The 23,334-nt window shown below is 65.3% G+C and carries 22 protein-coding genes; 14 read left to right on the top strand and 8 right to left on the bottom strand.

Going from position 1 to position 23,334, the window contains the following annotated elements; all coding sequences use genetic code 11:
- Positions 1-34: 34 nt before the first annotated feature.
- The gene (locus EEB11_RS04305) at positions 35-1,981 is read right to left on the bottom strand and encodes a lytic transglycosylase domain-containing protein (RefSeq protein WP_135429177.1); all 1,947 of its coding nucleotides are present in this window, start codon (positions 1,979-1,981) and stop codon (positions 35-37) included.
- A gap of 178 nt (positions 1,982-2,159) precedes the next feature.
- Between EEB11_RS04305 and dapA the strand changes: the two genes are divergently transcribed.
- The 5 genes from dapA to EEB11_RS04280 all read left to right on the top strand — a co-directional run bounded on the left by dapA (position 2,160) and on the right by EEB11_RS04280 (position 6,996).
- Positions 2,160-3,035 (top strand): 4-hydroxy-tetrahydrodipicolinate synthase, encoded by an 876-nt coding sequence (dapA, locus tag EEB11_RS04300; RefSeq protein ID WP_135429176.1) that lies wholly within the window; start codon positions 2,160-2,162, stop codon positions 3,033-3,035.
- A gap of 123 nt (positions 3,036-3,158) precedes the next feature.
- Complete coding sequence (locus EEB11_RS04295) at positions 3,159-4,049, top strand: DMT family transporter (protein WP_135429175.1); 891 nt, start codon at positions 3,159-3,161, stop codon at positions 4,047-4,049.
- 57 nt (positions 4,050-4,106) lie between these two features.
- On the top strand, positions 4,107-4,589 hold the full coding sequence (smpB, locus tag EEB11_RS04290) for an SsrA-binding protein SmpB (RefSeq protein WP_135429174.1): 483 nt from the start codon (positions 4,107-4,109) through the stop codon (positions 4,587-4,589).
- Positions 4,590-4,940: 351 nt separating this feature from the next.
- Positions 4,941-5,813 (top strand): 3-mercaptopyruvate sulfurtransferase, encoded by an 873-nt coding sequence (gene sseA, locus EEB11_RS04285; protein ID WP_135429173.1) that lies wholly within the window; start codon positions 4,941-4,943, stop codon positions 5,811-5,813.
- A gap of 4 nt (positions 5,814-5,817) precedes the next feature.
- Positions 5,818-6,996 carry an amino acid aminotransferase gene (locus EEB11_RS04280; RefSeq protein WP_135429172.1) on the top strand — a complete coding sequence of 393 codons (1,179 nt, stop codon included), beginning with the start codon at positions 5,818-5,820 and terminating at the stop codon, positions 6,994-6,996.
- Positions 6,997-7,125: 129 nt separating this feature from the next.
- On the opposite strand, the gene EEB11_RS04275 is transcribed toward EEB11_RS04280, so the two are convergent.
- A complete protein-coding gene (locus EEB11_RS04275) occupies positions 7,126-8,463 on the bottom strand; it encodes an ammonium transporter (RefSeq protein WP_245298765.1) in 1,338 nt (445 codons plus the stop codon).
- Positions 8,464-8,503: 40 nt separating this feature from the next.
- Positions 8,504-8,842 carry a P-II family nitrogen regulator gene (locus tag EEB11_RS04270; protein ID WP_103332770.1) on the bottom strand — a complete coding sequence of 113 codons (339 nt, stop codon included), beginning with the start codon at positions 8,840-8,842 and terminating at the stop codon, positions 8,504-8,506.
- A 259-nt stretch (positions 8,843-9,101) separates the two neighbouring features.
- Between EEB11_RS04270 and EEB11_RS04265 the strand changes: the two genes are divergently transcribed.
- The gene (locus EEB11_RS04265) at positions 9,102-11,405 is read left to right on the top strand and encodes a transglycosylase domain-containing protein (protein WP_135429303.1); all 2,304 of its coding nucleotides are present in this window, start codon (positions 9,102-9,104) and stop codon (positions 11,403-11,405) included.
- Positions 11,406-11,649: 244 nt separating this feature from the next.
- Here the strand turns inward: EEB11_RS04265 and EEB11_RS04260 are convergent, their stop codons facing one another.
- Together EEB11_RS04260 and EEB11_RS04255 are read right to left on the bottom strand one after the other, a co-directional pair.
- The gene (locus tag EEB11_RS04260; RefSeq protein WP_135429170.1) at positions 11,650-12,261 is read right to left on the bottom strand and encodes an MlaC/ttg2D family ABC transporter substrate-binding protein; all 612 of its coding nucleotides are present in this window, start codon (positions 12,259-12,261) and stop codon (positions 11,650-11,652) included.
- On the bottom strand, positions 12,251-13,000 hold the full coding sequence (locus EEB11_RS04255; protein WP_135429169.1) for an MlaA family lipoprotein: 750 nt from the start codon (positions 12,998-13,000) through the stop codon (positions 12,251-12,253). Before EEB11_RS04255 ends, EEB11_RS04260 begins: the two co-directional genes overlap by 11 nt.
- A gap of 262 nt (positions 13,001-13,262) precedes the next feature.
- On the opposite strand from EEB11_RS04255, the gene EEB11_RS04250 reads away from it, so the two are divergent.
- The 4 genes from EEB11_RS04250 to EEB11_RS04235 all read left to right on the top strand — a co-directional run bounded on the left by EEB11_RS04250 (position 13,263) and on the right by EEB11_RS04235 (position 16,078).
- Positions 13,263-13,724 (top strand): RidA family protein, encoded by a 462-nt coding sequence (locus tag EEB11_RS04250; protein WP_135429168.1) that lies wholly within the window; start codon positions 13,263-13,265, stop codon positions 13,722-13,724.
- A gap of 1 nt (position 13,725) precedes the next feature.
- Positions 13,726-14,499, top strand: a complete 774-nt coding sequence (locus EEB11_RS04245; protein WP_135429167.1) for a glycerophosphodiester phosphodiesterase family protein — start codon at positions 13,726-13,728, stop codon at positions 14,497-14,499.
- Between the two features lie 79 nt (positions 14,500-14,578).
- Entirely contained in the window at positions 14,579-15,736 is a 1,158-nt protein-coding gene (locus EEB11_RS04240) for a GNAT family N-acetyltransferase (protein WP_135429166.1), read from the top strand.
- A gap of 48 nt (positions 15,737-15,784) precedes the next feature.
- Complete coding sequence (locus EEB11_RS04235) at positions 15,785-16,078, top strand: 4a-hydroxytetrahydrobiopterin dehydratase (RefSeq protein ID WP_135429165.1); 294 nt, start codon at positions 15,785-15,787, stop codon at positions 16,076-16,078.
- A gap of 102 nt (positions 16,079-16,180) precedes the next feature.
- Here EEB11_RS04235 and EEB11_RS04230 read toward each other — a convergent pair whose 3' ends face one another.
- Positions 16,181-16,669 (bottom strand): peroxiredoxin, encoded by a 489-nt coding sequence (locus EEB11_RS04230; protein WP_135429164.1) that lies wholly within the window; start codon positions 16,667-16,669, stop codon positions 16,181-16,183.
- A gap of 80 nt (positions 16,670-16,749) precedes the next feature.
- On the opposite strand from EEB11_RS04230, the gene EEB11_RS04225 reads away from it, so the two are divergent.
- Genes EEB11_RS04225 through EEB11_RS04215 form a run of 3 tightly spaced genes read left to right on the top strand, consistent with a single transcriptional unit; the run spans position 16,750 to position 19,174 of the window.
- Positions 16,750-17,952 carry an NAD(P)/FAD-dependent oxidoreductase gene (locus tag EEB11_RS04225; protein ID WP_135429163.1) on the top strand — a complete coding sequence of 401 codons (1,203 nt, stop codon included), beginning with the start codon at positions 16,750-16,752 and terminating at the stop codon, positions 17,950-17,952.
- The gene (gene rsmD, locus EEB11_RS04220) at positions 17,949-18,512 is read left to right on the top strand and encodes a 16S rRNA (guanine(966)-N(2))-methyltransferase RsmD (RefSeq protein ID WP_135429162.1); all 564 of its coding nucleotides are present in this window, start codon (positions 17,949-17,951) and stop codon (positions 18,510-18,512) included. The genes EEB11_RS04225 and rsmD overlap by 4 nt, the downstream gene beginning before the upstream one ends.
- The gene (locus EEB11_RS04215; protein ID WP_245298764.1) at positions 18,509-19,174 is read left to right on the top strand and encodes an HAD family hydrolase; all 666 of its coding nucleotides are present in this window, start codon (positions 18,509-18,511) and stop codon (positions 19,172-19,174) included. The genes rsmD and EEB11_RS04215 overlap by 4 nt, the downstream gene beginning before the upstream one ends.
- 125 nt (positions 19,175-19,299) lie before the next feature.
- Here the strand turns inward: EEB11_RS04215 and EEB11_RS04210 are convergent, their stop codons facing one another.
- Entirely contained in the window at positions 19,300-21,828 is a 2,529-nt protein-coding gene (locus tag EEB11_RS04210) for an ABC transporter permease (protein WP_135429161.1), read from the bottom strand.
- The gene (locus EEB11_RS04205) at positions 21,825-22,523 is read right to left on the bottom strand and encodes an ABC transporter ATP-binding protein (protein ID WP_135429160.1); all 699 of its coding nucleotides are present in this window, start codon (positions 22,521-22,523) and stop codon (positions 21,825-21,827) included. The genes EEB11_RS04210 and EEB11_RS04205 overlap by 4 nt, the downstream gene beginning before the upstream one ends.
- Between EEB11_RS04205 and EEB11_RS04200 the strand changes: the two genes are divergently transcribed.
- Positions 22,522-23,211: an arylesterase gene (locus tag EEB11_RS04200; protein WP_135429159.1), complete on the top strand. Its 690-nt coding sequence runs from the start codon at positions 22,522-22,524 to the stop codon at positions 23,209-23,211. The two genes, EEB11_RS04205 and EEB11_RS04200, sit on opposite strands and share 2 nt — an antisense overlap.
- The last annotated feature ends 123 nt before the right edge of the window (positions 23,212-23,334 follow it).

Genomic DNA, 23,334 nt, shown 5'->3' with positions numbered 1-23,334 from the left:
GCGGGAGTATTTGGCAAGCAGCAATCCGGAAGGCTCAGCCCTTGAGTTCTGCGGTGACGCGGACAGGGCCGGGCGTGCCGCGCAGTTTGGCACGGTAGAGGATAACGCCTTCGACAACGCGCATCACATAGGTCCGCGTCTCGGTAAAGGGGATCGATTCCACCCAGTCCACCACATCAACATCCGGGCTGCGCGGATCGCCATATTCGGTGATCCAGCGGCGCGGGCGGCCGGGGCCGGCGTTGTAGCCGGACGCGACCAGCGCGATCGAGGGGCCGAACTCGTCAATCAACTGCTTGAGGTAAGCGCTGCCCAGAATGGCGTTATAGCCGGGGTCGCGCGTCAGACGGCCCGCATCAAAGGGCACTGATACCTTGGCAGCCATCATCTTTGCGGTGCCGGGCAACAGCTGCATCAGTCCGCGCGCATCGGCGGTCGAGCGGGCAGCGGGTTCGAATTCGCTTTCACGCCGGGCAATGGACAGGGCAAAGGCGCGGCTGACGGCAAGGCCATCGGGCACCAGATCGGTGATCGGATAATAGGCGCGCGGCAGGATCACGCTGCGTTCCGCCGCGTGTTTGCCGACCAGCACGGCGATATGCGGCTCGTTCAGGGCAAGGGCCATGTCGCCTAGCTGGTCCAGCCCTGTGGAATCGAGGCTTTCGGCCAGATGCAGCCAGAAGCGCTTGGCCAGATTGCGGTCACCTGCCCGCAGCGCCAGCAGGGCGGCCTGATGCACCGACGACCGTGTCCATGCGGCCTGCCGCCAGTCGGCGGGGCGCGGCGGGTTGATCAGGTTTGCATCCAGCGGCTGACCAAGCCTTTCAGCGGCCAGAAGGCCATAATAGGCGGTCTGGTGGCGGGCGGCGCCGTTGTAGGCGCGCTGCGCCGCGTCGCCTGAACCCGCCGCCTCATGTGAGCGGCCCTGCCAGTACAGCGCGCGCGACAGCGAGATCGGCGTCGCAACCCCGGCTTCCAGCTTGCGGAAATGCTCAAGCGCGCGGGTGGGGTCGTTCAGGCGGCGCAAAGCGATGAAGCCGGACAGAAACTCCAGATCGGCATAGCCACTGCCAGAGGTCAGGTGATGGGCAGATGCGACGCGGTACGCCTCGGAAGGCCGGTTCTGGCGCAAAAGCCAGCGGGTCAGGACGGCGCGTCGCGCCGCCCAAGCCTGCGGGTCGCCAAGCGTGGCGGCAGAGGCGCTGCGTTCCAGGATGAGTGGCAGCGCTTCGTCATACAGGTCGCGCTTCATGCGCCAGATGAAGCGGTCAAAGGCTAACCCCGGATCGCCCGCGCGCGATGCCGGCACCGCATTGATCAGCGCATTAACCCCCGGTTCCGCAGTTTGCAGAGCCATCCGCGCCTTGGCCAGCGCCTGCCAGTCGGCGGGCAGTCGCGGTGACAGACGCTGTGCCTCGGCCCGGCGCTCTTGCCACAGCAGGCGGTCCATCCGCAGCTCATGCACCAATGCGACCGATGCCGGAGACAGCGCGAGCAACGCCGCCTCCTCTGCAGGCGCAAGCACAAGCTCTGACCACGCCTCCATCGCGCGGTCCTCGGCCAGATCGGTGCGCCCAAGCGCTTGCAGCGCGCGGATCAGCGCGATGGCCCCCTCGCCGGTTTTCGGCGTGCTTCCGGCAAAATAGGCGACCACCCGTTCGGGCGAGGCAGAGCGCGCCACGGCGGTTTCGCCCTTTTGGTGCAGGAAGGGCAAACCGGGCCAGTCGGGGCGGCGCTGCAAAAACGCCTCGTAATCGCCCAGAAGACCATCACCCGCGCGCAGCTGGCTCCACGTCACCAGATCGCGCGCAACCGCATGCGGGGCGATGGCGGTGGCCCCCGACCAGTCCTTGGCGGCAATGCGGGCCAGTACCTGTTGCATCGCCTGCGTTTCATCCGCGCGTACCGGCGCTGTCAGCGCCAGGGCAAGCGCAATGGGGGCCAGCAAGACTGAAATGGTGTTTTTTGATCTTCTGCTCATGGTGCAGATTCTGCCCCATCGGGCCGGAGCCGACAACCCACGATCCTGTCACCGCTGGGCCAGACCGGCGCGCGAAACGCTGCGCTTGGCAATCCGTCGCGCCCCGGATAATCAAGGCGGGATTTTCAGCCCAAGCGACTCGACCGCCTCGCGTCGCTGCAACAGGAGTCTGCGTGCCATGATCAAAGGGTCCATCCCCGCCTTGGTTACGCCGTTCAAGAACGGCGAACTGGATCTGGATACGCTTAAAAAGCTGGTCGACTGGCAGATCGCCGAAGGCTCGCACGGGCTGGTGCCGGTGGGCACCACCGGCGAAAGCCCGACACTGAGCCATGAAGAGCATGAGGCGGTGATCGAGGCGGTGGTCAAGTTTGCCGCCGGTCGCGTGCCGGTGATTGCCGGGGCCGGGTCGAACAACACGGTCGAAGGCATCCGCCTGATCCGCCATGCCGAACGCGTGGGTGCTGATGCCGCGCTGGTGGTGACGCCCTATTACAACAAGCCGACACAGGCCGGGCTGGTCGCGCATTACACCGCGCTGCATGACTGCTGCACTCTGCCGATCATCATCTACAACATTCCGGGCCGGTCGGTGGTGGATATGTCGCCCGAAACCATGGGTATGCTGGCCCAGCTGCCACGCCTGATCGGGGTCAAGGACGCCACCGGCAAGATCGAGCGGGTGTCGATGCAGCGCGAGACCTGTGGCAAGCAGTTCATCCAGCTGTCGGGCGAGGATGCCACCGCATTGGGCTTCAACGCCCATGGCGGCACCGGGTGCATCTCGGTTACGGCCAACGTGGCTCCGCGCCTTTGCGCCGAATTCCAGAACGCAACACTGGCCGGCGATTACCGCACCGCCCTACAGATCCAGGACCGGCTGATGCCGCTGCACGAGGCGATCTTCATCGAGCCGGGGTTGGCCGGGGCCAAATACGGCCTGTCCCTGCTGGGCCGCTGCACCGAAGAGGTGCGGCTGCCGCTGGTGGCACTGACCGATGGCACCAAAGACAAGATCAAGGCGGCTATGCGCCATGCGGGGCTGTTGAACTGACCTGCTGCGCCTCGGGCTGGTCGGTTCAGGGGGGCTGTCTGCCCCCCCCCCCTTCGCGCGGGTGCCAAATTCCCCCCGAAGATATTTGTGAACAGATGAATGGTAGCCCGGGGCGGACCGACGATGTTCCAGAACGATAATCTACGTGGCGCGGCGTTCATGATCCTGTCGATGGCGGGGTTTGCCGTCGAGGATATGTTGCTGAAAGCCAGCGCCCGGGTGATGCCGATGGGTCAGGCGGTGCTGATCGTCGGGCTGGTGGGGATGGGCGTGTTTGCGCTGATGGCGCGGCGGATGGGGGAGCCTGCGTTTCACCCGGCGCTGCGCACGCGCGGGCTGGCGATCCGGTCGGGGTTCGAGGTGTCGGGGCGGCTGTTCTATGCGCTGGCGATTGCATTGACGCCGCTGTCCACCACTTCGGCCATCCTGCAGGCCTCGCCTTTGGTGGTGGTCGGCGGGGCCGCGATCTTTTTTGGTGAGCGGGTGGGGTGGCGGCGCTGGACGGCGGTGGCGGTAGGCTTTGTCGGCGTGCTGATCATCATCCGGCCCGGAATGGACGGGTTTTCTGCACTGTCACTGCTGGCGGTGGGCGGCATGCTGGGGTTTGCCGGGCGCGATCTGGCGACGCGGGCAGCCCCGAAAGTGATGTCTAACAGGCAGTTAGGAGTGGCGGGCTTTGCCATGCTGGCCTTGGCAGGGGTGATCATTCTGGGCTGGACCGGAGGGGCAGTATGGCCGGATGCGCAGGGTTGGGGCCTGCTTGCGGGCACGGCGCTGTTTGCGGTGCTGGGGTATCATGCCCTGACCTCGGCGATGCGGACCGGCGAGATCGGTTTTGTCACGCCGTTCCGCTATGCGCGGCTGGTGTTTGCGATGGTGCTGGCAATGGCGGTGTTTGGCGAACGGCCCGATCTGGCAACGCTGATCGGCTCAGCTCTGATCGTAAGTTCTGGAATTTACACGCTTATCCTGGGCAATCGGCGGGGCGCGGTGCCGCCTTCGCCCCTGCCCTGATCTGTCTTCGCGTGCGGCCATCTGGACTTGGGGCTGCACCGCGCTTATGTGACACGAATGGTCAAGATATCCGATCCCAATTCCAAGCTGATTGCCGAGAATCGCCGCGCGCGGTTCGACTATCATATTGAATCCGATCTGGAAGCCGGGATCATGCTGCAAGGGTCCGAGGTGAAGTCGCTGCGCAAGGGCGGGTCGAACATCGGCGACAGCTATGCGAGCGTTGAGGGCGGCGAGCTGTGGCTGATCAACGGCTATATCGCGCCCTATACCCAGTCGAACCACTGGGACAGCCACGATGAACGCCGCCGCCGCAAGCTGTTGGTTTCAAAGCGTGAATTGGCGCGACTGTGGAATTCGACCGCGCGCGAGGGCATGACCATCGTGCCGATCAAGATGTATTTCAACGAGCGCGGCATCGTGAAGATCAAGCTGGGCGTGGCCAAGGGCAAGAAGCTGGCCGACAAGCGCGAGACCAGCGCCAAGCGCGACTGGGACCGCCAGAAAGCCCGCATCATGAAGCAGAACCACCGCGATTGAGGTGCGCCGTTCGGCGGGGCTTTGGCCGGGCTGAACGCGGGTGTTTCCGGGTATGGCGAGCGTATGATCTGCGTATGGCTTGCGTATGGCAAACGTCATGACGTGTGTGCGTAGGGGAAATGAAGGACGTTCCCCGGAGAGTCCGGGCTTGAGTGTCCGCTCCGTCCGCACAGCGGACATTCGTGCGATGCACGGTGAAGGTCTGAACCCACGTCATTTCAATGGCCGCAGCTCTCATCTGCCGCCAAACTAGACGCGCGCATCGGCCAAAACCACGCCCCCGCTGCCTGCGCCCTTGCCCTGCCTGCCCCTGCCGATATAAGCCGGGGCTGACCCGTGTGGAGCATCGGCATGGCAACCCTCGTGACCCCTTCCCCCAGTGACGACCCCAGAACGCTGGTGTCGACCGGTTGGCTGGCGGCGCATCTGAAAGACCCGGATCTGCGGGTGCTGGATGCGTCGTGGTTCATGCCCGACTCTGGCCGCGATGCGCGGGCGGAATATGGTGCCGCCCACATTCCCGGCGCGCGGTTTTTCGACATTGACGAGATCAGCGACCAGCGGTCATCCTTGCCCCACATGGCCCCGCCGGTGGAGAAGTTCATGAGCCGGATGCGCGCCATGGGTGTGGGCGACGGGCATCAGGTGGTGGTCTATGACGGGGCGGGGCTGTTTTCGGCCGCGCGGGTCTGGTGGACATTCCGGCTGATGGGCAAGACGGATGTGGCGGTGCTGGATGGCGGGCTGCCGAAGTGGCTGGCCGAAGGGCGCGAGGTGGAAGACTTGGCCCCCGTGGTGCGCGACCGGCACATGACCGTCAGCCGCCAGAACCAGCTGGTCAAGGATGTGACGCAGGTGGCCCATGCCGCCAAGCTGGCACAGGCCGAGATCATTGACGCCCGCGCCGCCCCCCGGTTCCGGGGCGAGGTGGCGGAGCCACGGGCGGGGTTGCGGTCGGGCCATATTCCGGGGTCGAAGAATGTGCCCTTTGCCACGCTGCTGAACGCGGATGGCACGATGAAGCCCCCTGCCGAGCTGCAAGCGGTGTTCGAGGCTGCGGGGGTGGATCTGACACAGCCTGCGATCACCTCTTGCGGGTCGGGGGTGACAGCCGCGATTCTGAGCCTTGCGCTGGAACGGATCGGGCACCGCAGCCATGCGCTCTATGACGGATCATGGTCCGAATGGGGCATGTACGAAGATCTTGCCGTCGCCAAAGGATAGGCCAATGCTGGAAACCCTGAACCCGCAACCGCAGGACAAGATCCTGCAACTGATCGCGATGTACCGCGATGACCCGCGCGACACCAAGATCGACCTTGGCGTCGGCGTCTACAAGGACGCGACCGGCCTGACCCCGGTGATGCGGGCGGTGAAGGCGGCGGAGAAGCGGCTGTGGGAGGTGGAGGTGACCAAATCCTACACCGGGCTGGCCGGTGAGCCTGCGTATAACGCGGCCATGGTCGGGATGATCTTGGGCGCGGGTTTTGCCGAGCGTGCGGCATCGGTGGCCACACCGGGCGGCACCGGGGCGATCCGTCAGGCGCTGGAGCTGATAAAGATGGCGTCGCCGGGGGCCACGGTGTGGCTGTCGAACCCGACATGGCCGAACCATCCGTCGATCATCAAGTATCTTGGCATGAAGATGGCTGAGTACCGCTATTTCGACGCGGAAACCCGTGGCGTGGATTTTGCGGGGGTGCTGGAGGATCTGGGGAAGGTTGCCAAGGGCGACATCGTGTTGTTGCACGGTTGCTGCCACAACCCGACCGGGGCGAACTTTACCGCTGACCAGTGGGCGCAGGTGGCGGGGGTGCTGGAGGCGCGCGGGGCCATTCCGTTCATCGATCTGGCCTATCAGGGCTTTGGCGACGGGCTGGAGGAAGATGCGGCGGCGACCCGGATGATCGCGACGCGGTTCCCGGAAGTGCTGATCGCGGCGTCCTGTTCCAAGAACTTCGGCATCTACCGCGAGCGGACGGGGGTGCTGATTGCGCTGACAGACCCTGCCCGCCGGGCGGTGGTGCAGGGGAACCTCGCGTTCCTGAACCGGCAGAACTACAGCTTTCCGCCCGATCATGGCGCGCGGCTGGTGACGATGATTCTGGAAGATGATGCGCTGCGCGCCGACTGGAAGGCCGAGCTGGAAGAGGTTCGGCTGAACATGCTGACCCTGCGCAAGACGCTCGCCGAAGAGCTGCGCAAGGCCACCAATTCGGACCGCTTTGATTTCGTGGCCGATCATCGCGGCATGTTCAGCCGGCTTGGCCTGACCGAGGCGCAGGTGGCTGTGCTGCGCGAGACGCATGGGATCTACATGGTGGGCGACAGCCGGATCAACATTGCCGGGCTGAATGCGCGCACGGTGCCGATATTGGCGGCGGCGATTGCGAAGGTCGCTGGCTGATCCAAGCCGCTGAATGCTGAGAAAGCCCGCGCCGGTCGCGGGCTTTTTCATGCGCTGTGGAGCGGCCAGCAAAAAGGCCCGAACCTTTCGGTCCGGGCCAGAGTTCAGGCTGACTGGGAGGAGGAGGCGTCAGCCTTTGGTAAACTCGGGGTACGCTTCAAGACCCAGTTCGGCCTTGTCCAGACCCATCATCTCGTCTTCCTGGGTCGGACGCAGACCCATGGTGGACTTGAGGATGACCCAGACGATGGCCGAGGCCACGAACATGAAGATGCCGATGGCGACAAAGCCCATGAGCTGCGTGCCAAAGCTGGTGCCTTCGGTGTAGAACGGAACCGCCATGGTGCCCCAGAAGCCAGCCACCAGGTGAACCGGGATGGCACCGACCACATCGTCGATCTTGAGCTTGTCGAGCAGCGGGACGACGACCAGAACGATTACGCCACCGATGCCACCGATCCACAGGGCACCGAACAGCGACGGGTCGAGCGGGCCGGCGGTGATCGACACAAGGCCTGCCAGAGCGCCGTTCAGCACCATGGTCAGATCGACCTTCTTGTAAATGAGCTGCGACAGGATCAGCGCCACGACGGCACCGGCAGAGGCGGCCATGTTGGTGTTGGCAAAGATGATCGAGACAGCATTGGCATCAGCCTCGGTCCCCAGTGCAAGCTGCGAGCCACCGTTGAAGCCGAACCAGCCCAGCCACAGGATAAACGTGCCAAGGGTGGCAAGGGCAAGGTTGGAGCCCGGCATCGGGTTGACGCGGCCTTCCTTGGTGTATTTGCCCAGACGGGGGCCAAGGATCAGCGCACCGGCAAGGGCTGCAAAGCCGCCTGCTGCGTGGACAAGGGTGGAGCCTGCGAAGTCAGAGAAGCCTGCTTCGGACAACCAGCCGCCGCCCCACTGCCAGGACGCCTCGATCGGGTAGAGGAACCCGGTCAGGATGACGGTGAAGATCAGGAACGGCCACAGCTTGATGCGCTCGGCCAAGGTGCCCGACACGATCGACGCGGTGGTGGCGCAGAACATCAGCTGGAAGAAGAAGTCGGATGCGACCGAATAGCCGGTGGCAACATCAGGGTCACCCGCCAGCGATTTGGCCGAGAACAACTGACCGACATAGCCGGTCATCGTCCAGGCATCGCCCGGGTACATCAGGTTGTAGCCCACGATCCAGTACATGATCGACGCGATGGAAAAGAGCGCGATGTTCTTGGTCAGCTGCATCGTGACGTTCTTGGAGCGGACCAGCCCAGCCTCGAGCATGGCAAAGCCAGCCGCCATCCAGAACACCAGAAAGCCGCCGATCAGGAACAGCAGGGTGTTGAAAATGAAGGCGTTATCAATGGCTGCCGGTGCGGCATCGGCCACAACCTCGGCCGCCTCGGCGGTGGCATCCTGCGCCCAGACGGGCAGGCTGGCGAACAGCGACACACCCAGTGCCGCGATGCCAGAAAGTTTCATGGAGGTGTTCATCTTTTGCGTTTCCCCTGTCCCCAACGCGTCAGAGCGCATCGTCATTGATTTCACCGGTGCGCACGCGCACGGCATGCTGGACATCCAGCACGAAGATCTTGCCATCGCCGATCTTGTCGGTTTTCGCGGTCACACGGATGGTTTCGACGACCGCATCTGCAAGGCTGTCACTGACCACGATCTCCAGCCGGACTTTCGGCACGAAGTTCACGGCATATTCGGCACCGCGATAGATTTCGGTATGTCCAGACTGGCTGCCGAAACCCTTGATCTCGGTGACCATCATGCCGCGCACCCCGATGGTGGTGAGTGCTTCGCGCACTTCCTCCAGCTTGAACGGCTTGATTGCTGCAATGATTAGTTTCACGTCCTTCCCCTTCGTTTCTGTGGGGCCCGGGGGTGGGCCCTTGCAAATAACAAGCCGCCTTTCGAACGGGCAGAACAAGAAACCGGCGGCGGATGTTTGCCTGAAAGCGCGGCTTACTGCACAAAATTTATACTTATTGTGCGCTTTGATTAAAAATTAGGCTTATCACATATCTGAATCGTGACTCCGCGCTCTCCACAATCGGTAAAATCCGGACTAGAGTCGGGCAAAAGAGCACGTGAAAGCGGTTGGGCAGGCTATGGCGACATCGGGCAAAGGGCGCGGATCTCTGACCGCAGACAAACGCTATGGGGCGGCGCCTGCAAGGTCCGGCTCGGGCGGCGGTGGGCCGCGCAAACCCGAGCCCCGCAAGCCTGCGCCGCGCAAACCAAGGCGCCAGCACGGGCTGGTGGTGGGGCTGATCCTTGGGCTGTGGCGGCTGATCTGGCGGGTGCTGTGGGGTGTCACCTGGCGCGTGGGCGCGGTGGTGGGCATGGTGCTGGGGCTGACCGTGTTCTATTTCTACAGCCAGCTGCCCCCCGTGGCCGAGCTGCTGGACGGGCGCGCGCGCGGGTCTGTCACCATGCTGGACCGTGACGGGCAGGTCTTTGCCTGGCGCGGCGAGACGTTTGGCGGCCAGATCACGGCAGAAAACGTCTCACCCCATCTGCGCAACGCGGTGATCTCGACCGAGGACAAGCGGTTTTACCGCCATTTCGGCGTCAGCCCGCGCGGCATTGCGGGCGCCGTCCGCATCAACCTGAGCGAAGGGCGCGGGCCGTTGTCGGGCAACGGCGGGTCCACCATCACCCAGCAGGTTGCCAAGCTGCTGTGCATCGGCGTGCCCTACAACCCCGCCGACTGGAAGAATGAGGCCGCATACGAACAGGACTGCCGCAGCGGCGGGGTCTGGCGCAAGGTCAAAGAGATCCCCTACGCGATGGCGATGGAGGTCAAGTACACCAAAGAGCAGATCCTGACGATCTATCTGAACCGCACCTATATGGGCGCAGGCGCGCGCGGGTTCGAAGCGGCGGCGCAGCGCTATTTCGGCAAATCCGCCAATGAGGTGGGGCCCGCCGAGGCCGCCATGCTGGCCGGATTGCTGACCGCGCCGTCGCGCTTTGCGCCCACCAACAACCTGCAGCGGTCGCAGGAGCGGGCCAATGTGGTCGTCGCGCTGATGGAGGAACAGGGCTATCTGACGCCTGCACAGGCGGCGGATGCGCGGGCCAACCCGGCGCGGCTGTCAAAGGCGGCAGAGACGCAATCGGGCGGGGCCTTTGCAGATTGGGTCATGGAATCGACGCCCAGCTTTCTGTCGTCGCACACCACCGAAGATGTGATCATCCGCACGACGATGGACCAGCGGTTGCAGAAGGCGTCGGAAGAGGCGTTGAGGTTCATTTTTGAGACCAAGGTGAAGGAAGGGTCGAAAGCGCAGGCGGCCATTGTGGTGATGTCTGCCGATGGCGCGGTGCGCGCCATGGTCGGCGGGCGCGAGCAGGTGGCTGCGGGCAGCTTCAACCGCGCGACGCAGGCCAAACGGCAGACCGGGTCCAGCTTCAAGCCCTTTGCCTATGCGGCGGCGATGGATCTGGGCTTTACCCCGGCGGATTATGTTGAAGACACGCCGCTGACCATCAACATTCCCGGATCGGGGGCCTGGACGCCGAAGAATTACGACAACCAGTTCAAGGGGATGATCACGCTGAGCCAGGCGCTTGCCGAAAGCCGCAACATCCCTGCCGTCCGGGTATCGGAAGCGGTGGGGCGTGATGAGGTGCGGAAGGTGGCGAACGGGTTCGGCATCGTCTCGGCCTTGGCCGATGGTCCGGCGCTGGCGCTGGGTGCGTCGGAATCATCCTTGCTGGAAATGTCGGGGGCCTATGCCGGCATTCTGAACGGCGGGTCGTCGGTGACGCCCTACGGGCTGGTGGAACTGCGGTTGCAGGGCGAGGATGACGTGCTGCTGGGTGCTGCCGGCGGGTTGGGAGAGCGGGTGATCAGCGAGGATGCGGCGCTGTACCTGACCTATATGATGAACCGGGTGATCGAAGACGGCACCGGCACGCGGGCCCGCATTCCCGGCTGGCAGGCGGCGGGCAAGACCGGCACGACCCAAGCGGCGCGCGATGCGTGGTTCCTGGGCTTCACCGCCGATTATGTCGCGGGCGTCTGGATGGGCAATGATGACAACGCGCCCCTGACCGGGGTGACGGGCGGTGGCCTGCCAGCGGAAATCTGGCGCGAGGTGATGGTGCGGGTGCATGACGGCCTGCAACCGCAGCCGCTGGCGATGCTGATCCCCGAGCCGAAATCGCCGCCCGGTGGCTATTACGCGCCCTCGCCCAATGTGATGGCCGACGGACAATCGCCCAGCGCGGGGCCGCAGGACAATTTCGACACTGGCGGCGGCTGGCAGGCAGAAATGCCGACGCAGGATGTGATCATCTATGACGGGCCGGTGCCGGATGACTGGGTCAATGAGGGGCCGGTGATGGAGGGTGGCGATCTGGTGAACCAGATCCTGCGGGACGTGCTGGGCGGGTTCGGGAACTGAGGGGAGCTGTTTGAGGGGCTTGCAACACAGGGGGAAAGTTGCCCAATGTGTTTGATCGCAGCGGGTTAGATTTCTCAAGCGAATTTTTTTACGCTGTGTTGCACTATGGCATGGCGGGGGCCGCCCCCGGTGGAGGGAGACATCTTCGGCTGGTATGTTTTTCAGGAATTCCCCCCAAAACCAAAACGCCGGCCCGCCGCTTTTGCGGGGGTCGGCGTTGGTGTCTTGACGTTGCGCCGCGCCCTCAGGCCGATTTCATATCCTCGATCAGCCCGTTGATGTCGCCCCGGCGGCGGTCGAGCATGGCGCCGATTTCGGTGCGTTCGCTGGCCAGCATGTTCACGCCTTCGATGATGATGTTGAAGAACAGATCCTTGCCGGATTTGTCCGACACGTGCCAGCGCAGGTCGAACGGGGCCTGGCCGCGCAGTTTGGCGACCGAGATCACCTCGAAATAGCTTTTGACGGCGCGGGCGCCCGTCACCTCGATCTGGCCGCCGATGAATTCGCGGAAGCGCGCGCCGTATTTGCGGGCGATGTAGCTTTGGTAAGCGGTGGTAAAGGCGGTGAGTTGCGCGCGCGACGCCCCGCGTGCGGCGGGACCGAGGGCGGAACGGGAGATGGTGGGCACATCGGCGTAGCGGGCGAAGATGCGTTCAAAATCACCGTACATGGCAGAGGCGGATTTGCCCGAGTTGATGGTGGCGTTGACATCGGCCACGGCCTTGCCGACCAGAGCGCGGGCCTGATCGACCGTCAGGGCGGCGGCGGGCAAGGGCATGGCAAGGGCAGCCGCGCCGCCGACCAGGCCGATGCCAAAGCCGCGACGTGTGATGATCAACCTGTCATTGGCCATAGATATCCTCATACGGGTCTTCAAAGGCATCGTCCCCGGCGGTGCCGGTGGTTTGCCCCAGTTCAAAGCGACGGTTTTGCAGATAGAGCAGACGGGACTGCGCATAGCTGTCTGCACTGTCATACAGAACCGAGTCGACTGTCGAGGAATAGCGCGCCCGATCACCAAGGCTTGATGCCAGCTTTGCCAGCGGCACGATGTTCTCTTCGGGCTTGGGCAAAACATAGCGCAGCGGGTTGAGCGGGATATCGACAATCTTGCCGATCATATCGCGCTCCGTTGACGGGCCGAGGAAGGGAAGCTCGACGTAATTCCCCTCTCCGGCGCCCCAGACATGCAGGGTTTCGCCGAAATCGGTGGGCTTGCCGTGCAGCCCGATGGCGGTGGCGGGGTCGAACAGGCCGCCGATGCCGACAATGGTGTTCAGCGCAAAGCGCAGGGTGTTTTCGGCGGCGAAATGCGGGCGGCCCTGCAGCAGGTTGTTGACCACGGCACCGGGCGCATCAAGGTTCTGCGCGAAATTGATCACGCCCTGCATCACGGGGCCGGGCGGGCCGTCGCCAAAGGCGCCGGACACCGGACGCAGGATGGCGTTGTCGACGCTGCGGTTAAAGGCGTGGATCTCGCGGTTTTCGGCCTCCATCGGGTCGGTGAAACCTGCCGGAGCGGGCTTTTGCGCGCAGGCGGCCAGCAGGACCAGCGCGGCGCAGGCAAGGATGCGGGAAGAAGAAAAGATCATGCGTCAGGGCCAATCATTTTGCCAGCAGGTCGGGCGTTGCTGCGCGGCACACCCGGTGGGTCGGTCTGCGGTCTTGTGGTTTTGATATAGGCCGGGGCGTTGGATTACAACGTGCGCCCGGCAATCCGGCGGGCTTTGGCCGGAAGTGTGGCGCCTTGGCGGGCGTGGCAGGCCGTTGATATGTCGTGTGATAAATCATCGCGGCCTTGCCGCCGCCGGGTGGGGCCGTTAGCTTGCGGCAAACCAAACGGAGGAACCACCGATGTCGAAGATCGAAGCCCGCCTTGCCGAACTTGGCGTCACCCTGCCCGATGCGCCTGCCCCGGCGGCGAATTATGTGCCTTGGGTGATCAGCGGCAAACAGGTGTTCATTTCGGGCCAGATCAGCCAGACGGCAGCGGGTCTGATCAAGGGCAAGCTGGGGGCGGATCTGACTGTCGAACAGGGGGCCGAGGCGGCGAAGGCCTGTGCCATTTCGCTGCTCGCGCAGGTGAAGGCGGCGACGGGCGGCGACATTGACCGGGTGGTGCGGCTGGTGAAGCTGGTGGGCTTTGTGAACTCGGGCCCCGATTTCGTGGACCAGCCGAAGGTGATCAACGGCGCGTCGGATTTCATGGTGGCGGTGCTGGGCGATGCCGGGCGACATGCGCGGTCTGCGGTGTCGGCGGCGTCTTTGCCATTCGGTGTGGCGGTAGAGATCGAGGCGGTGTTCGAGATTGCCTGACATGACGCGCCCCGCCCTGCCCGCCGGTTTCCTGCGCCTGCCGGTGACGCACCGCGCCCTGCATGACCGCGCACAGGGGCGGACCGAGAACAGCCCTGCCGCAATCCGCGCGGCGGTGGCGGCGGGCTATGCCATCGAAGTCGATGTGCAGCTGTCGGCCGATGGCGTGGCGATGGTGTTTCATGATGATGATCTGGACCGGCTGACTGCAGAGCGTGGGCCGGTCTGTGCCCGCACCGCTGCCGATCTGGGCCAGATGGAGCTGACCGGTGGGACGGATACCATTCCGACGCTGGGGGCCGTGCTGGGCATGGTGGCGGGCCGGGTGCCGCTGCTGATCGAGATCAAGGATCAGACCGGGGCGATGGGCGAAACGGACGGGCGGCTGGAGGCTGCGGTGGCGCAGGCGCTGGCCGGGTATGGCGGCGAGGTGGCGGTGATGTCGTTCAACCCGCATGCCGTGGCGCAGATGGCGCGGCTGGCGCCGGATGTGGCGCGGGGGCTGACGACGTCGGCGTTCGATCCTGACGACTGGGCGCCGGTGCCTGCCGAGGTTTGCGACCATCTGCGCGAGATCCCGGATTTTGACCGGGTGGGGGCGACATTCATCAGCCATCAGGACAATGACCTGACCCGCCCGCGCGTGCTGGCCTTGCGGGCGGCGGGGGTGCCGGTGCTGTGCTGGACCATCCGCACGCCCGAACAAGAGGCGATGGCGCGGCGATACGCGGCGAATGTGACGTTTGAGGGCTATCTGAGCGCGCTGCCCGCTTGAATTTGCGGGCGGGCGGCACAGTCTATGCGGGCAAGCCCGGCGCCACAGCATGTCCGGCCAAGCCCGGAGGGGCGGACCCATGACCGAGATCACCCTGCACCAGAGCCTGACCGAGATTGACGCCGCCGAGTGGGATGCGGTGGCGGCCCCTGAACAGGCGGCGGGGCGGCCGGTGGACCCGTTCACCACCTACCGGTTCTTGCACGCACTGGAGGCGTCGGGGTCGACCGGCGCGGGGACCGGGTGGACCGCGCATCCGCTGGTGCTGCGGACGGCGGGGCGGATCGTGGCGGCGGTGCCGATGTATGCGAAAGGCCATTCACAGGGCGAATATATCTTTGACCACGGCTGGGCGCAGGCGTTTGAACGGGCGGGCGGACGCTATTATCCCAAGCTGCAGATTGCGGTGCCGTTCACGCCCGCCACAGGGCGGCGGTTTCTGGGCGATGCGGCGCACCGCGAACTGTTGCTGGCGGCGGCGATTTCGGTCGCGGCAAAGAACCGGCTGTCGTCGCTGCACGTGACCTTCTGCACCGGCGAAGAGGCCGAGGCGCTGGCCGGGGTGGAGGGCGCGTTGCACCGGGTGACGCAGCAGTTTCACTGGGAAAACAACGGCTACGCGTCGTTCGACGATTTCCTTGCCCAGCTGTCGAGCCGCAAGCGCAAGATGATCCGCAAGGAACGCGAGACGGCACGGGCCTCAAACCTGACCATCCGGGCGCTGACCGGCGAGGCCATCGAGCCTGCGCATTGGGATGCGTTCTGGGCGTTTTATCAGGACACCGGGGCGCGCAAATGGGGCACGCCCTACCTGACCCGCAAGGCGTTCACCCGGTTTCATGACACGATGCGCGATGACATTCTGCTGGTGCTGGCCTTTGACGGGGACCGACCCGTGGCCGGGGCGTTGAATTTCATCGGGCGCGATGTGCTGTTCGGCCGCTATTGGGGCTGTGCCGAAGATCACCCCTGCCTGCATTTCGAGCTGTGCTATTATCAGGCGATCGACTGGGCAATTGCCCATGGCTTGCAACGGGTCGAGGCCGGGGCGCAGGGTGAACACAAGCTGGCGCGCGGTTATCTGCCCACCCCGGTACATTCGCTGCACTGGATTGCCGATGCGGGCTTTCGCGATGCCGTGGCGCGCTATCTAGATGAGGAGCGCCGCGCGGTGGATGAAGAGATCGAGGTGCTGACGCAATACGGCCCGTTCCGCCGGGTGCAGTCTGAAGACTGACAGCGCGGCGCGGGAAGACCAGAGAAATCGCAGACAGGATCGGATGATATGACAGACAAGACAGAGCTTGATCGCGACACCCTGCTGCCGCTGTTCGGCACCGGCTGGAAAATGGCAGATGGCAAGGACGCGCTGGACAAGACGTTTCTGTTCAAGGATTTCAAACAGGCCTTCGCCTTCATGACACAGGTGGCAGAGGATGCCGAGGCGCTGAACCATCACCCGGAATGGTCGAACGTCTACCGTACCGTCAAGGTGCGGCTGACCACGCATGATGCGGGCGGGCTGACCGGGCTGGATGTGGATCTGGCGCGGCGGATGGACAAGGCGGCGGGGTATTGAGCCTGCCGCTTCGCGGCAGCGCCCCCCACCCCTGCCGTCGGTGGCGTGCCCCACCCCCCCCACAAGGGGGAGGGGGCGCGCCGTTGACAGTGGCCTGACGGATCAGATGGCGGCCAGAAGCGCTTCACCGCCCGAGATGTCGCAGGTGCCCGGTGCCTCTTCCAGATGCAGCTGTTTCACAACGCCATCCTCGGCATAGAGCGCATAGCGTTTGGAGCGCGCGATCAGGCCGGCGGGGGCGGCCGAAAAATCGAGCCCCATCGCCTTGGTGAAGGCGCTGTCGGCATCGGCGAGCATGGTGACCCCGGCTGCGGTGGCGCCGGTGGCTTCACCCCAGGCCTTCATCACGAAGGGATCGTTGACCGACACGCAGATGATGTCATCCACGCCCTTGGCGGTGAACTGGTCCTTGGTCCGGATGAAGCTGGGCACATGGGCCGAACTGCAGGTCGGCGTGAAGGCACCCGGCACGGCGAACAGCACCAGCTTGCGGCCCTGTGCCAGATCTTGCAGCGACACCTGTTCCGGGCCTTTGTCGCCAAGCTTGATCAGGGTGGCCTCTGGCAGCGTGTCGCCAACAGAAATCGTCATGGTCATGTCCCTCTCGCGTTGCGTTTGCTTGTGCGCAGGTTATAGGGTCCGCCCCGTTGGGCGACCAGAGGAATATGGCCATGCATGTGGTAATCATCGGGGCGGGACAGGCCGGTGCGGCGCTGGCGGCAAAGCTGCGGGGCCTTGGGCATGCGGGGCCGATCACCGTGATCGGTGAGGAAGCAGCCCCGCCCTATCAGCGGCCACCGCTGTCGAAAGCCTATCTGATGGGCCAGATGGCGGCTGAACGGCTGTGGCTGCGCGCGCCGGAGTTCTGGGCCGATCAGCGGGTGGAACTGCGGCTGGGCACGCCGGTGACGGCGATGGATACGCTGGCCAAAACGGTGACGGTGGGGGCAGAGGTTATCGCCTATGACGCGCTGGCGCTGACCACCGGGTCAACGCCCCGCCGCCTGCCCGGCGCGATGGGCGGCGATCTGGCCGGGGTCTATACCGTGCGCGGGCTGGCCGATGTCGATGTGATGCGGGCAGAGTTCCGGCCCGGTCGCCGGGTGGTGATTGTGGGCGGCGGCTATATCGGGCTGGAAGCGGCGGCGGTGGCGGCAAAGCTGGGGCTGGATGTGACGGTACTTGAGATGGCGCCACGGATCTTGCAGCGGGTGGCCGCACCTGAGACTTCGGACTACTTCCGCGCGCTGCACACCGCGCATGGGGTCAGACTGCTGGAATCGACCGGGCTGGAGCGGTTGCTGGGGATGGACCGCGTCACCGGCGCGCGGCTGTCCGACGGGCACGAGATTGCGGCGGATTTCGTGATTGTCGGCGTGGGGGTCACGCCGAACACCGCGCTGGCAGAGGCCGCCGGGATCACCATCGACAATGGCATTGCCACCGATGCCTGTGGCCGCACCTCGGCCCCGGATGTCTGGGCGGCGGGCGATTGCGCGTCGTTTCCATGGGGGGCGGGGCGGCTGCGGCTGGAATCGGTGGGCAATGCGATCGATCAGGCCGAGGTGGTGGCGGCCAACATCCTTGGGGCCAATGCGCGCTATCAGGCGGCCCCTTGGTTCTGGTCGGATCAGTATGACTGCAAGCTGCAGATCGCCGGGCTGAACACCGGCTATGACCACATCGTGACCCGCCCCGGCGAAGGCGGCGCGGTGTCGTTCTGGTATTATCAGGGGCTGCGCCTGCTGGCACTGGATGCGATGAACGACCCCCGCGCCTATATGGTGGGCAAGCGGCTGATCGAGGCAGGCCGGTCGCCCGACCCCGTTTTGGTGGCCGACCCCGCCACCGACCTCAAGGCGCTTTTGCGATGAGGATCATCGGCGGGCGGTCCCGGGGCTTGCATCTGGCCCCCGTGGGGGCAGGCGATGCACAGGCACAGCTGCGCCCGACATCAGACCGGGTGCGCGAGTCGATCTTCAACCTGCTGATCAATGGCGGGCATGGCAATCTGGTGCAGGGGGCGCGCGTGCTCGACCTGTTCGCCGGCACCGGCGCGCTGGGTCTGGAGGCACTGTCGCGTGGGGCGACCTCGGCCACATTTGTCGAACAGGGCAAGGTGGCGCTGGCCCTGCTGACCCGCAACATCGCGCTGATGCGGGCAGAGGGTGAAACCGAGGTCCGGCGGCGCGATGCCACCCAGCCGGGGGAAAACCGCGGCACGGGGTATGATCTGGTGTTCCTTGATCCGCCCTACGGCAAGGGTTTGGGCGAAAAAGCCATTGCCGCCTGCGTTGCGGGCGGCTGGCTTGCCCCCGCTGCGGTGATCGTCTGGGAGGAAGGCACGGCCCCGCTGCCCCCCGCCGGGCTGGACCTTATTGACCAGCGCCGCTATGGCGATACCCATGTGACCTTGCTCAGGATGCCCGGATGACCGCCACAATCATGCCCGCCAAAGCCGTGATCTTCGACTGTGACGGGGTGGTGGTCGACAGCGAGGGCATGACCTTTGATCTGCTGGTGGGCGAATTCGCCGCCCACGGGTTGCACCTGACGGTGGAGGTGATCGCGCGCGATTTCATCGGCGGCACGATGGCCGATGTGGCCAACCGCGCCCGGGCGGCGGGTGCGGCACTGCCCGACACCTGGGTCGATGATTTTTATCAGCGGCTTTATGCGCATCTTGCAGGGGGCACGCCACTGATCCCCGGCATCCTGCCGGTGCTCGATGCGCTGGAGGCGGCGGGCATTCCCTTTGCCATGGGGTCGAACGGGTCAGATGAAAAGATGCAGATCACGCTGGGCCAGCACCCCGGCCTGATCGCGCGCTTTGGGGGCCATCTTTACTCCGGCCAGACCCTTGGTGCACCCAAGCCCGCGCCGGATCTGTACCTGCATGCCGCCCGCGCGCTCGGCGTGCCCCCCGCCGATTGTGTGGTGATCGAGGACAGCCCCACCGGGGCACGGGCCGCGCAGGCCGCCGGCATGCGCTGCATGGGCTATGCCGCCCACACCCCGGCAGAGAGGCTGAGCGCGGTGGGGGCAGAGCCGTTTTTCGACATGGCCGACCTGCCCCGCCTGATCGGCCTGCGCTGACCTCTGGCTTTCATCTGTTCTGAAAAATCCCCGCCGGAGGCACCTCCGAGCCGGTTGTGGCGCAGCCACAGAGGCGAGAGAAAAAGAACGCGCGCGACAGCGCGCTCAATTATCTTAAACCTGCTTCAATCTGCCGACCGCAGCACCTGCGCCGGGCGGGCGGCAAGCGGGCGCAGCGCGAAGGCAAGCCCGGCGCCAAGGGTAGCCACCACCCCGCCCGCCACGATGGCCAGGGCAGACACCGGTTCAAACCGGTAGGGGCTGTCCATCACGAACACCATCACCGCCCAGCCTGCCAGCCCGCCCGCCACGATGGCAACCAGCCCGGCGGCGGCACCCATCAGGGCCGAGCGCAAGGCAAAGCTGGCCAGAATGCGGCCCCGTGTGGCGCCAAGGGTTTTCAGCACCGCTGCCTCATAGACCCGCGCGCGTTCGCCTGCGGCGGCGGCCCCGATCAGCACCACAAAGCCGGTCAGCAGCGTGGCGGCTGCCGCCCAGGCGGTGGCGGTGGCGATGGCCCCCAGTGCCTCGGTCACGCGGTCGATGGCATCCTTGACGCGGACAGCGGTGATGTTGGGATAGGCGCGCGACACATCGCGCAGGATCGCGGCCTCGGCCTCCGGTTCGGCATAGACCGTGGCGATGTGGGTGTGCGGGGCACCGGCAAGGGCGGCGGGGTTCAGCGTCATCACAAAGCCCATGCCGCCGGTCGAGAAATCAACGTCGCGAAAGCTGGTGATGGTGGCGGTGATGTCGCGGCCCAGAATGTTGGTGGTGATGGTGTCGCCGAGTTTCAGCCCGATCTCGGCGGCGGATTCGGCGGAAAAGCTGACTTGTGGCGCGCCGGTGTAATCGGCGGGCCACCATTCGCCAGCGGTGATGGTGGTGGTTTCCGACGGCGTTGCGGAATAGGTCACGCCGCGGTCACCGCGCACCACCCAATGCTCGCCTGCCACCTCGCGCGCGGGGCGGCCGTTGATCTGGGTGACCACGCCGCGCAGCATCGGCGCGCTTTCCACCCTGCTGACGGCGGGGTCATCGGTCACACGGGTCAGGAAGGCATCAATCTGGTCGGGCTGGATGTCGACGAAGAAGTAGGAGGGTGCGCGCTCGGGCAGGTCCTGCGCGATGGCAAGGCGCAGGTTGGCCTCGATCTGGCCGACGGCGGCCAGAACCGACAGGCCAAGACCCAGCGACAGCACGACGCTGGTGGCTTCGGCCCGTGGCCCACCGATGGCAGCCAGCGCCAGCCGCAGCGCCACCCGGCCCCGCGCCAGCACCGACCGTGCAAGGCCATTGGCCGCGCGGCGCAACAGCCACGCCGCACCCGCCAGCACCGCCAGTGCCCCGGCGATCCCGGCGGCAGAGCCGAGTGCCAGAGCGGGCACCCCGGAAAACAACACCGCGCCGCCGATCAGCAGCGCCAGCAGCGCCGCCACGGCGATGGCCGCAGGCCAGCCGGCCCAGCCCCCCCGCCCGGCCCCACGATAGAGCGCCGCTGCCCGCACGCTTTGCGTGCGCGCCAGCGGCCAGAGCGTGAACAGCAGCGCCGTGGTCAGCCCGTAGAACGCGGCCTCAAGCAGCGGCATCGGATAGGGGCGGAAAATCACCGGCAATGGCAAGGACGCCGAAATGATCGGGGCCAGCAGCATCGGAATCGCCACCCCCAGCACCAGACCGATGGCCACGCCAACCCCGGCCAGCACGGCGATCTGCATGAGATAGATACGGAAGATCATCCCGCCTTCGGCCCCCAGCGTCTTGAGCGTGGCGATGGTGGACACCTTGCCATCGAGATAGGCGCGCACTGCCGATGACACGCCGACGCCGCCCACGGCAAGCCCGGCAAGGCCGACCAGAATGAGGAACGACCCCATGCGTTCGACAAACCGCTCCACCCCCGGTGTGGCACGGCGACTGTCCTGCCAGCGCACGCCATTGTCGCGGTAAAGCGCCTCGGTCCGGTCTTCCAGCGCCTGCAGATCGCTGCCCGCAGGCAGCAGCAGGCGGTATTCGGTTTCATAGAGCGACCCCGGCCCGATCAGCCCCGATTGCGCAAGATCCGCGGTCAGCACCATGGTGCGCGGGCCAAGGGTAAAGCCTTGCGTGGCAGAATCGGGTTCACGGACCAAGACGGCACCAAGCCGGAAGTCCTGCACGCCAAGGCGGAAGGTATCGCCCACGGTCAGGCCAAGACGGTCGACCAGCACCCGGTCCATCACCGCGCCGGGCAGGCCATCTTGCGGCACAAAGGCGTCGGCCAGCGGCATTTCGGGGTCGAGCACCACTTCGCCCAGCAGGGGATAGGCTGCATCAACCGCCTTGATCTGCGTCAGCGCGGTATCGTCGCCGCGCACGGCCATCGAGTTGAAATCGACCACCTCAGACACTTTGGTGGCGATGCTGTCCATATAGGTGCGCTCGGCCTCATCCGCGAAGCGGTAGGTGAATTCCATCTGCGCATCGCCGCCCAAGAGCACCGCGCCCTGATCGCGCAGACCGGCTTCTATCGCGGCGCGGACCATGCCGACCGAGGCGATGGCCATGACCCCCAGCGCGAGGCAAGCCAGGAAAATGCGGAAACCGCGAAGGCCCCCGCGCAATTCGCGCCGGGCCAGACGCCATGCCAATGGCCAGCCGGTCACGCCCGTCATTCCGCCGCTGCCTTCATCCGGTCTTCGCCCACGATCCGGCCATCGGCCAGCCGCACCACGCGGTCACAACGCGCGGCAAGCTCTGGCGCGTGGGTGACCAGCACCAGCGTGGCCCCGTGGCGGTCGCGCAACCCGAACAGCATGTCCATGATCGCGGCCCCGTTGACGCCATCCAGATTGCCGGTGGGTTCATCCGCCAGCAGGATCGCCGGGCGCGGGGCGGCGGCGCGGGCAAGGGCCACGCGCTGCTGTTCGCCCCCCGACAGTTGCGTCGGGTAATGGTCCATCCGCGAGCCCAGGCCCACCGACTGCAATTCGGCCTCCGCCCGCGCAAAGGCATCGGCCACACCGGCCAGTTCCAGCGGCACGGCGACGTTCTCCAGCGCGGTCATTGTCGGGATCAGGTGGAAAGATTGGAACACAACCCCCATATTGCCTCTGCGAAAGCGCGCGAGGGCATCTTCGTCCAGGGCGGTCAGATCCGACCCCAGCGCCAGTACCGACCCCGATGTGGCGCGCTCCAGCCCGCCCATCAGCATGAGGAGAGACGATTTGCCAGACCCGGACGGACCGATCAGCCCCAGCGTTTCGCCTTGTGCGACGCCGAGCGTGATCCCTTTCAGAATCTCGACCGGCCCGGCATTGCCTGCCAGTGTCAGCGTCGCATCCTTCAATGCCAGAACGGTCTGACCCATGGTGTTTTCCTTTATTCTGTCCCCTGTTGCATATGGCGCAAAATGCTGCATCCGCAACCTGACGTTTACGTTAGCCCTGCCGTTTTCCGTCGCAGGGGCAGCCTATGCCGAACCCGTAACCATTTTCGCGCTGGGGGACAGCCTGACGGCAGGCTACGGATTGCCCGATGGCGAGGGTCTGGTGCCGCAGCTGAACCTGTGGCTGGCCGAACAGGGCGCGGATGTGACCGTATTGAACGGGGGGGTGTCGGGCGATACCAGCGCCGGGGGGTTGTCGCGGCTGGCATGGAGCCTGACGCCCGAGGTCGATGCCATGATTGTGACCCTTGGCGGCAATGACCTGCTGCGCGGGCTGCAGCCGTCTGTCACCCGCGCGAATATCGAAGGCATCCTGACCGAGGCGCAGGTGCGCCAACTGCCGGTGCTGCTGATCGGGATGGAGGCGCCGGGCAACTTTGGCCCGGCCTACAAAGAGGCCTTTGACCAGCTGTATCCCGAGCTGGCAGCGCAATACGGCGCGCAGCACATCGGCAGCTATTTCGGGTTGATCGACCCCGATGCGACCGACCCCGGCCAGATTTCGGAATTCATGCAGGCGGATGGCATCCACCCCAATGCGGCAGGCGTGAAGCGCGCGGTCGAAAGCCTTGGCCCGCAGATCCTGACACTGGTGGATCACCTCGACTGACCCTGCCGATTGCTGCTTGCCAAAACCTCGCGCCGCAGGCTTCCCCACCTTCCGCAGCGCGAGGCATGAAAATTCCGCGCAAGGGCTTGATGCGCGTGTCGGGACCGGTCAAGGATATGCGGC

Origin of the sequence: Pseudotabrizicola sediminis, assembly GCF_004745575.1 — a bacterium.
In the GTDB taxonomy this organism is placed as follows: domain Bacteria; phylum Pseudomonadota; class Alphaproteobacteria; order Rhodobacterales; family Rhodobacteraceae; genus Pseudotabrizicola; species Pseudotabrizicola sediminis.
This window is presented reverse-complemented; position numbering and strand designations above follow the sequence as displayed.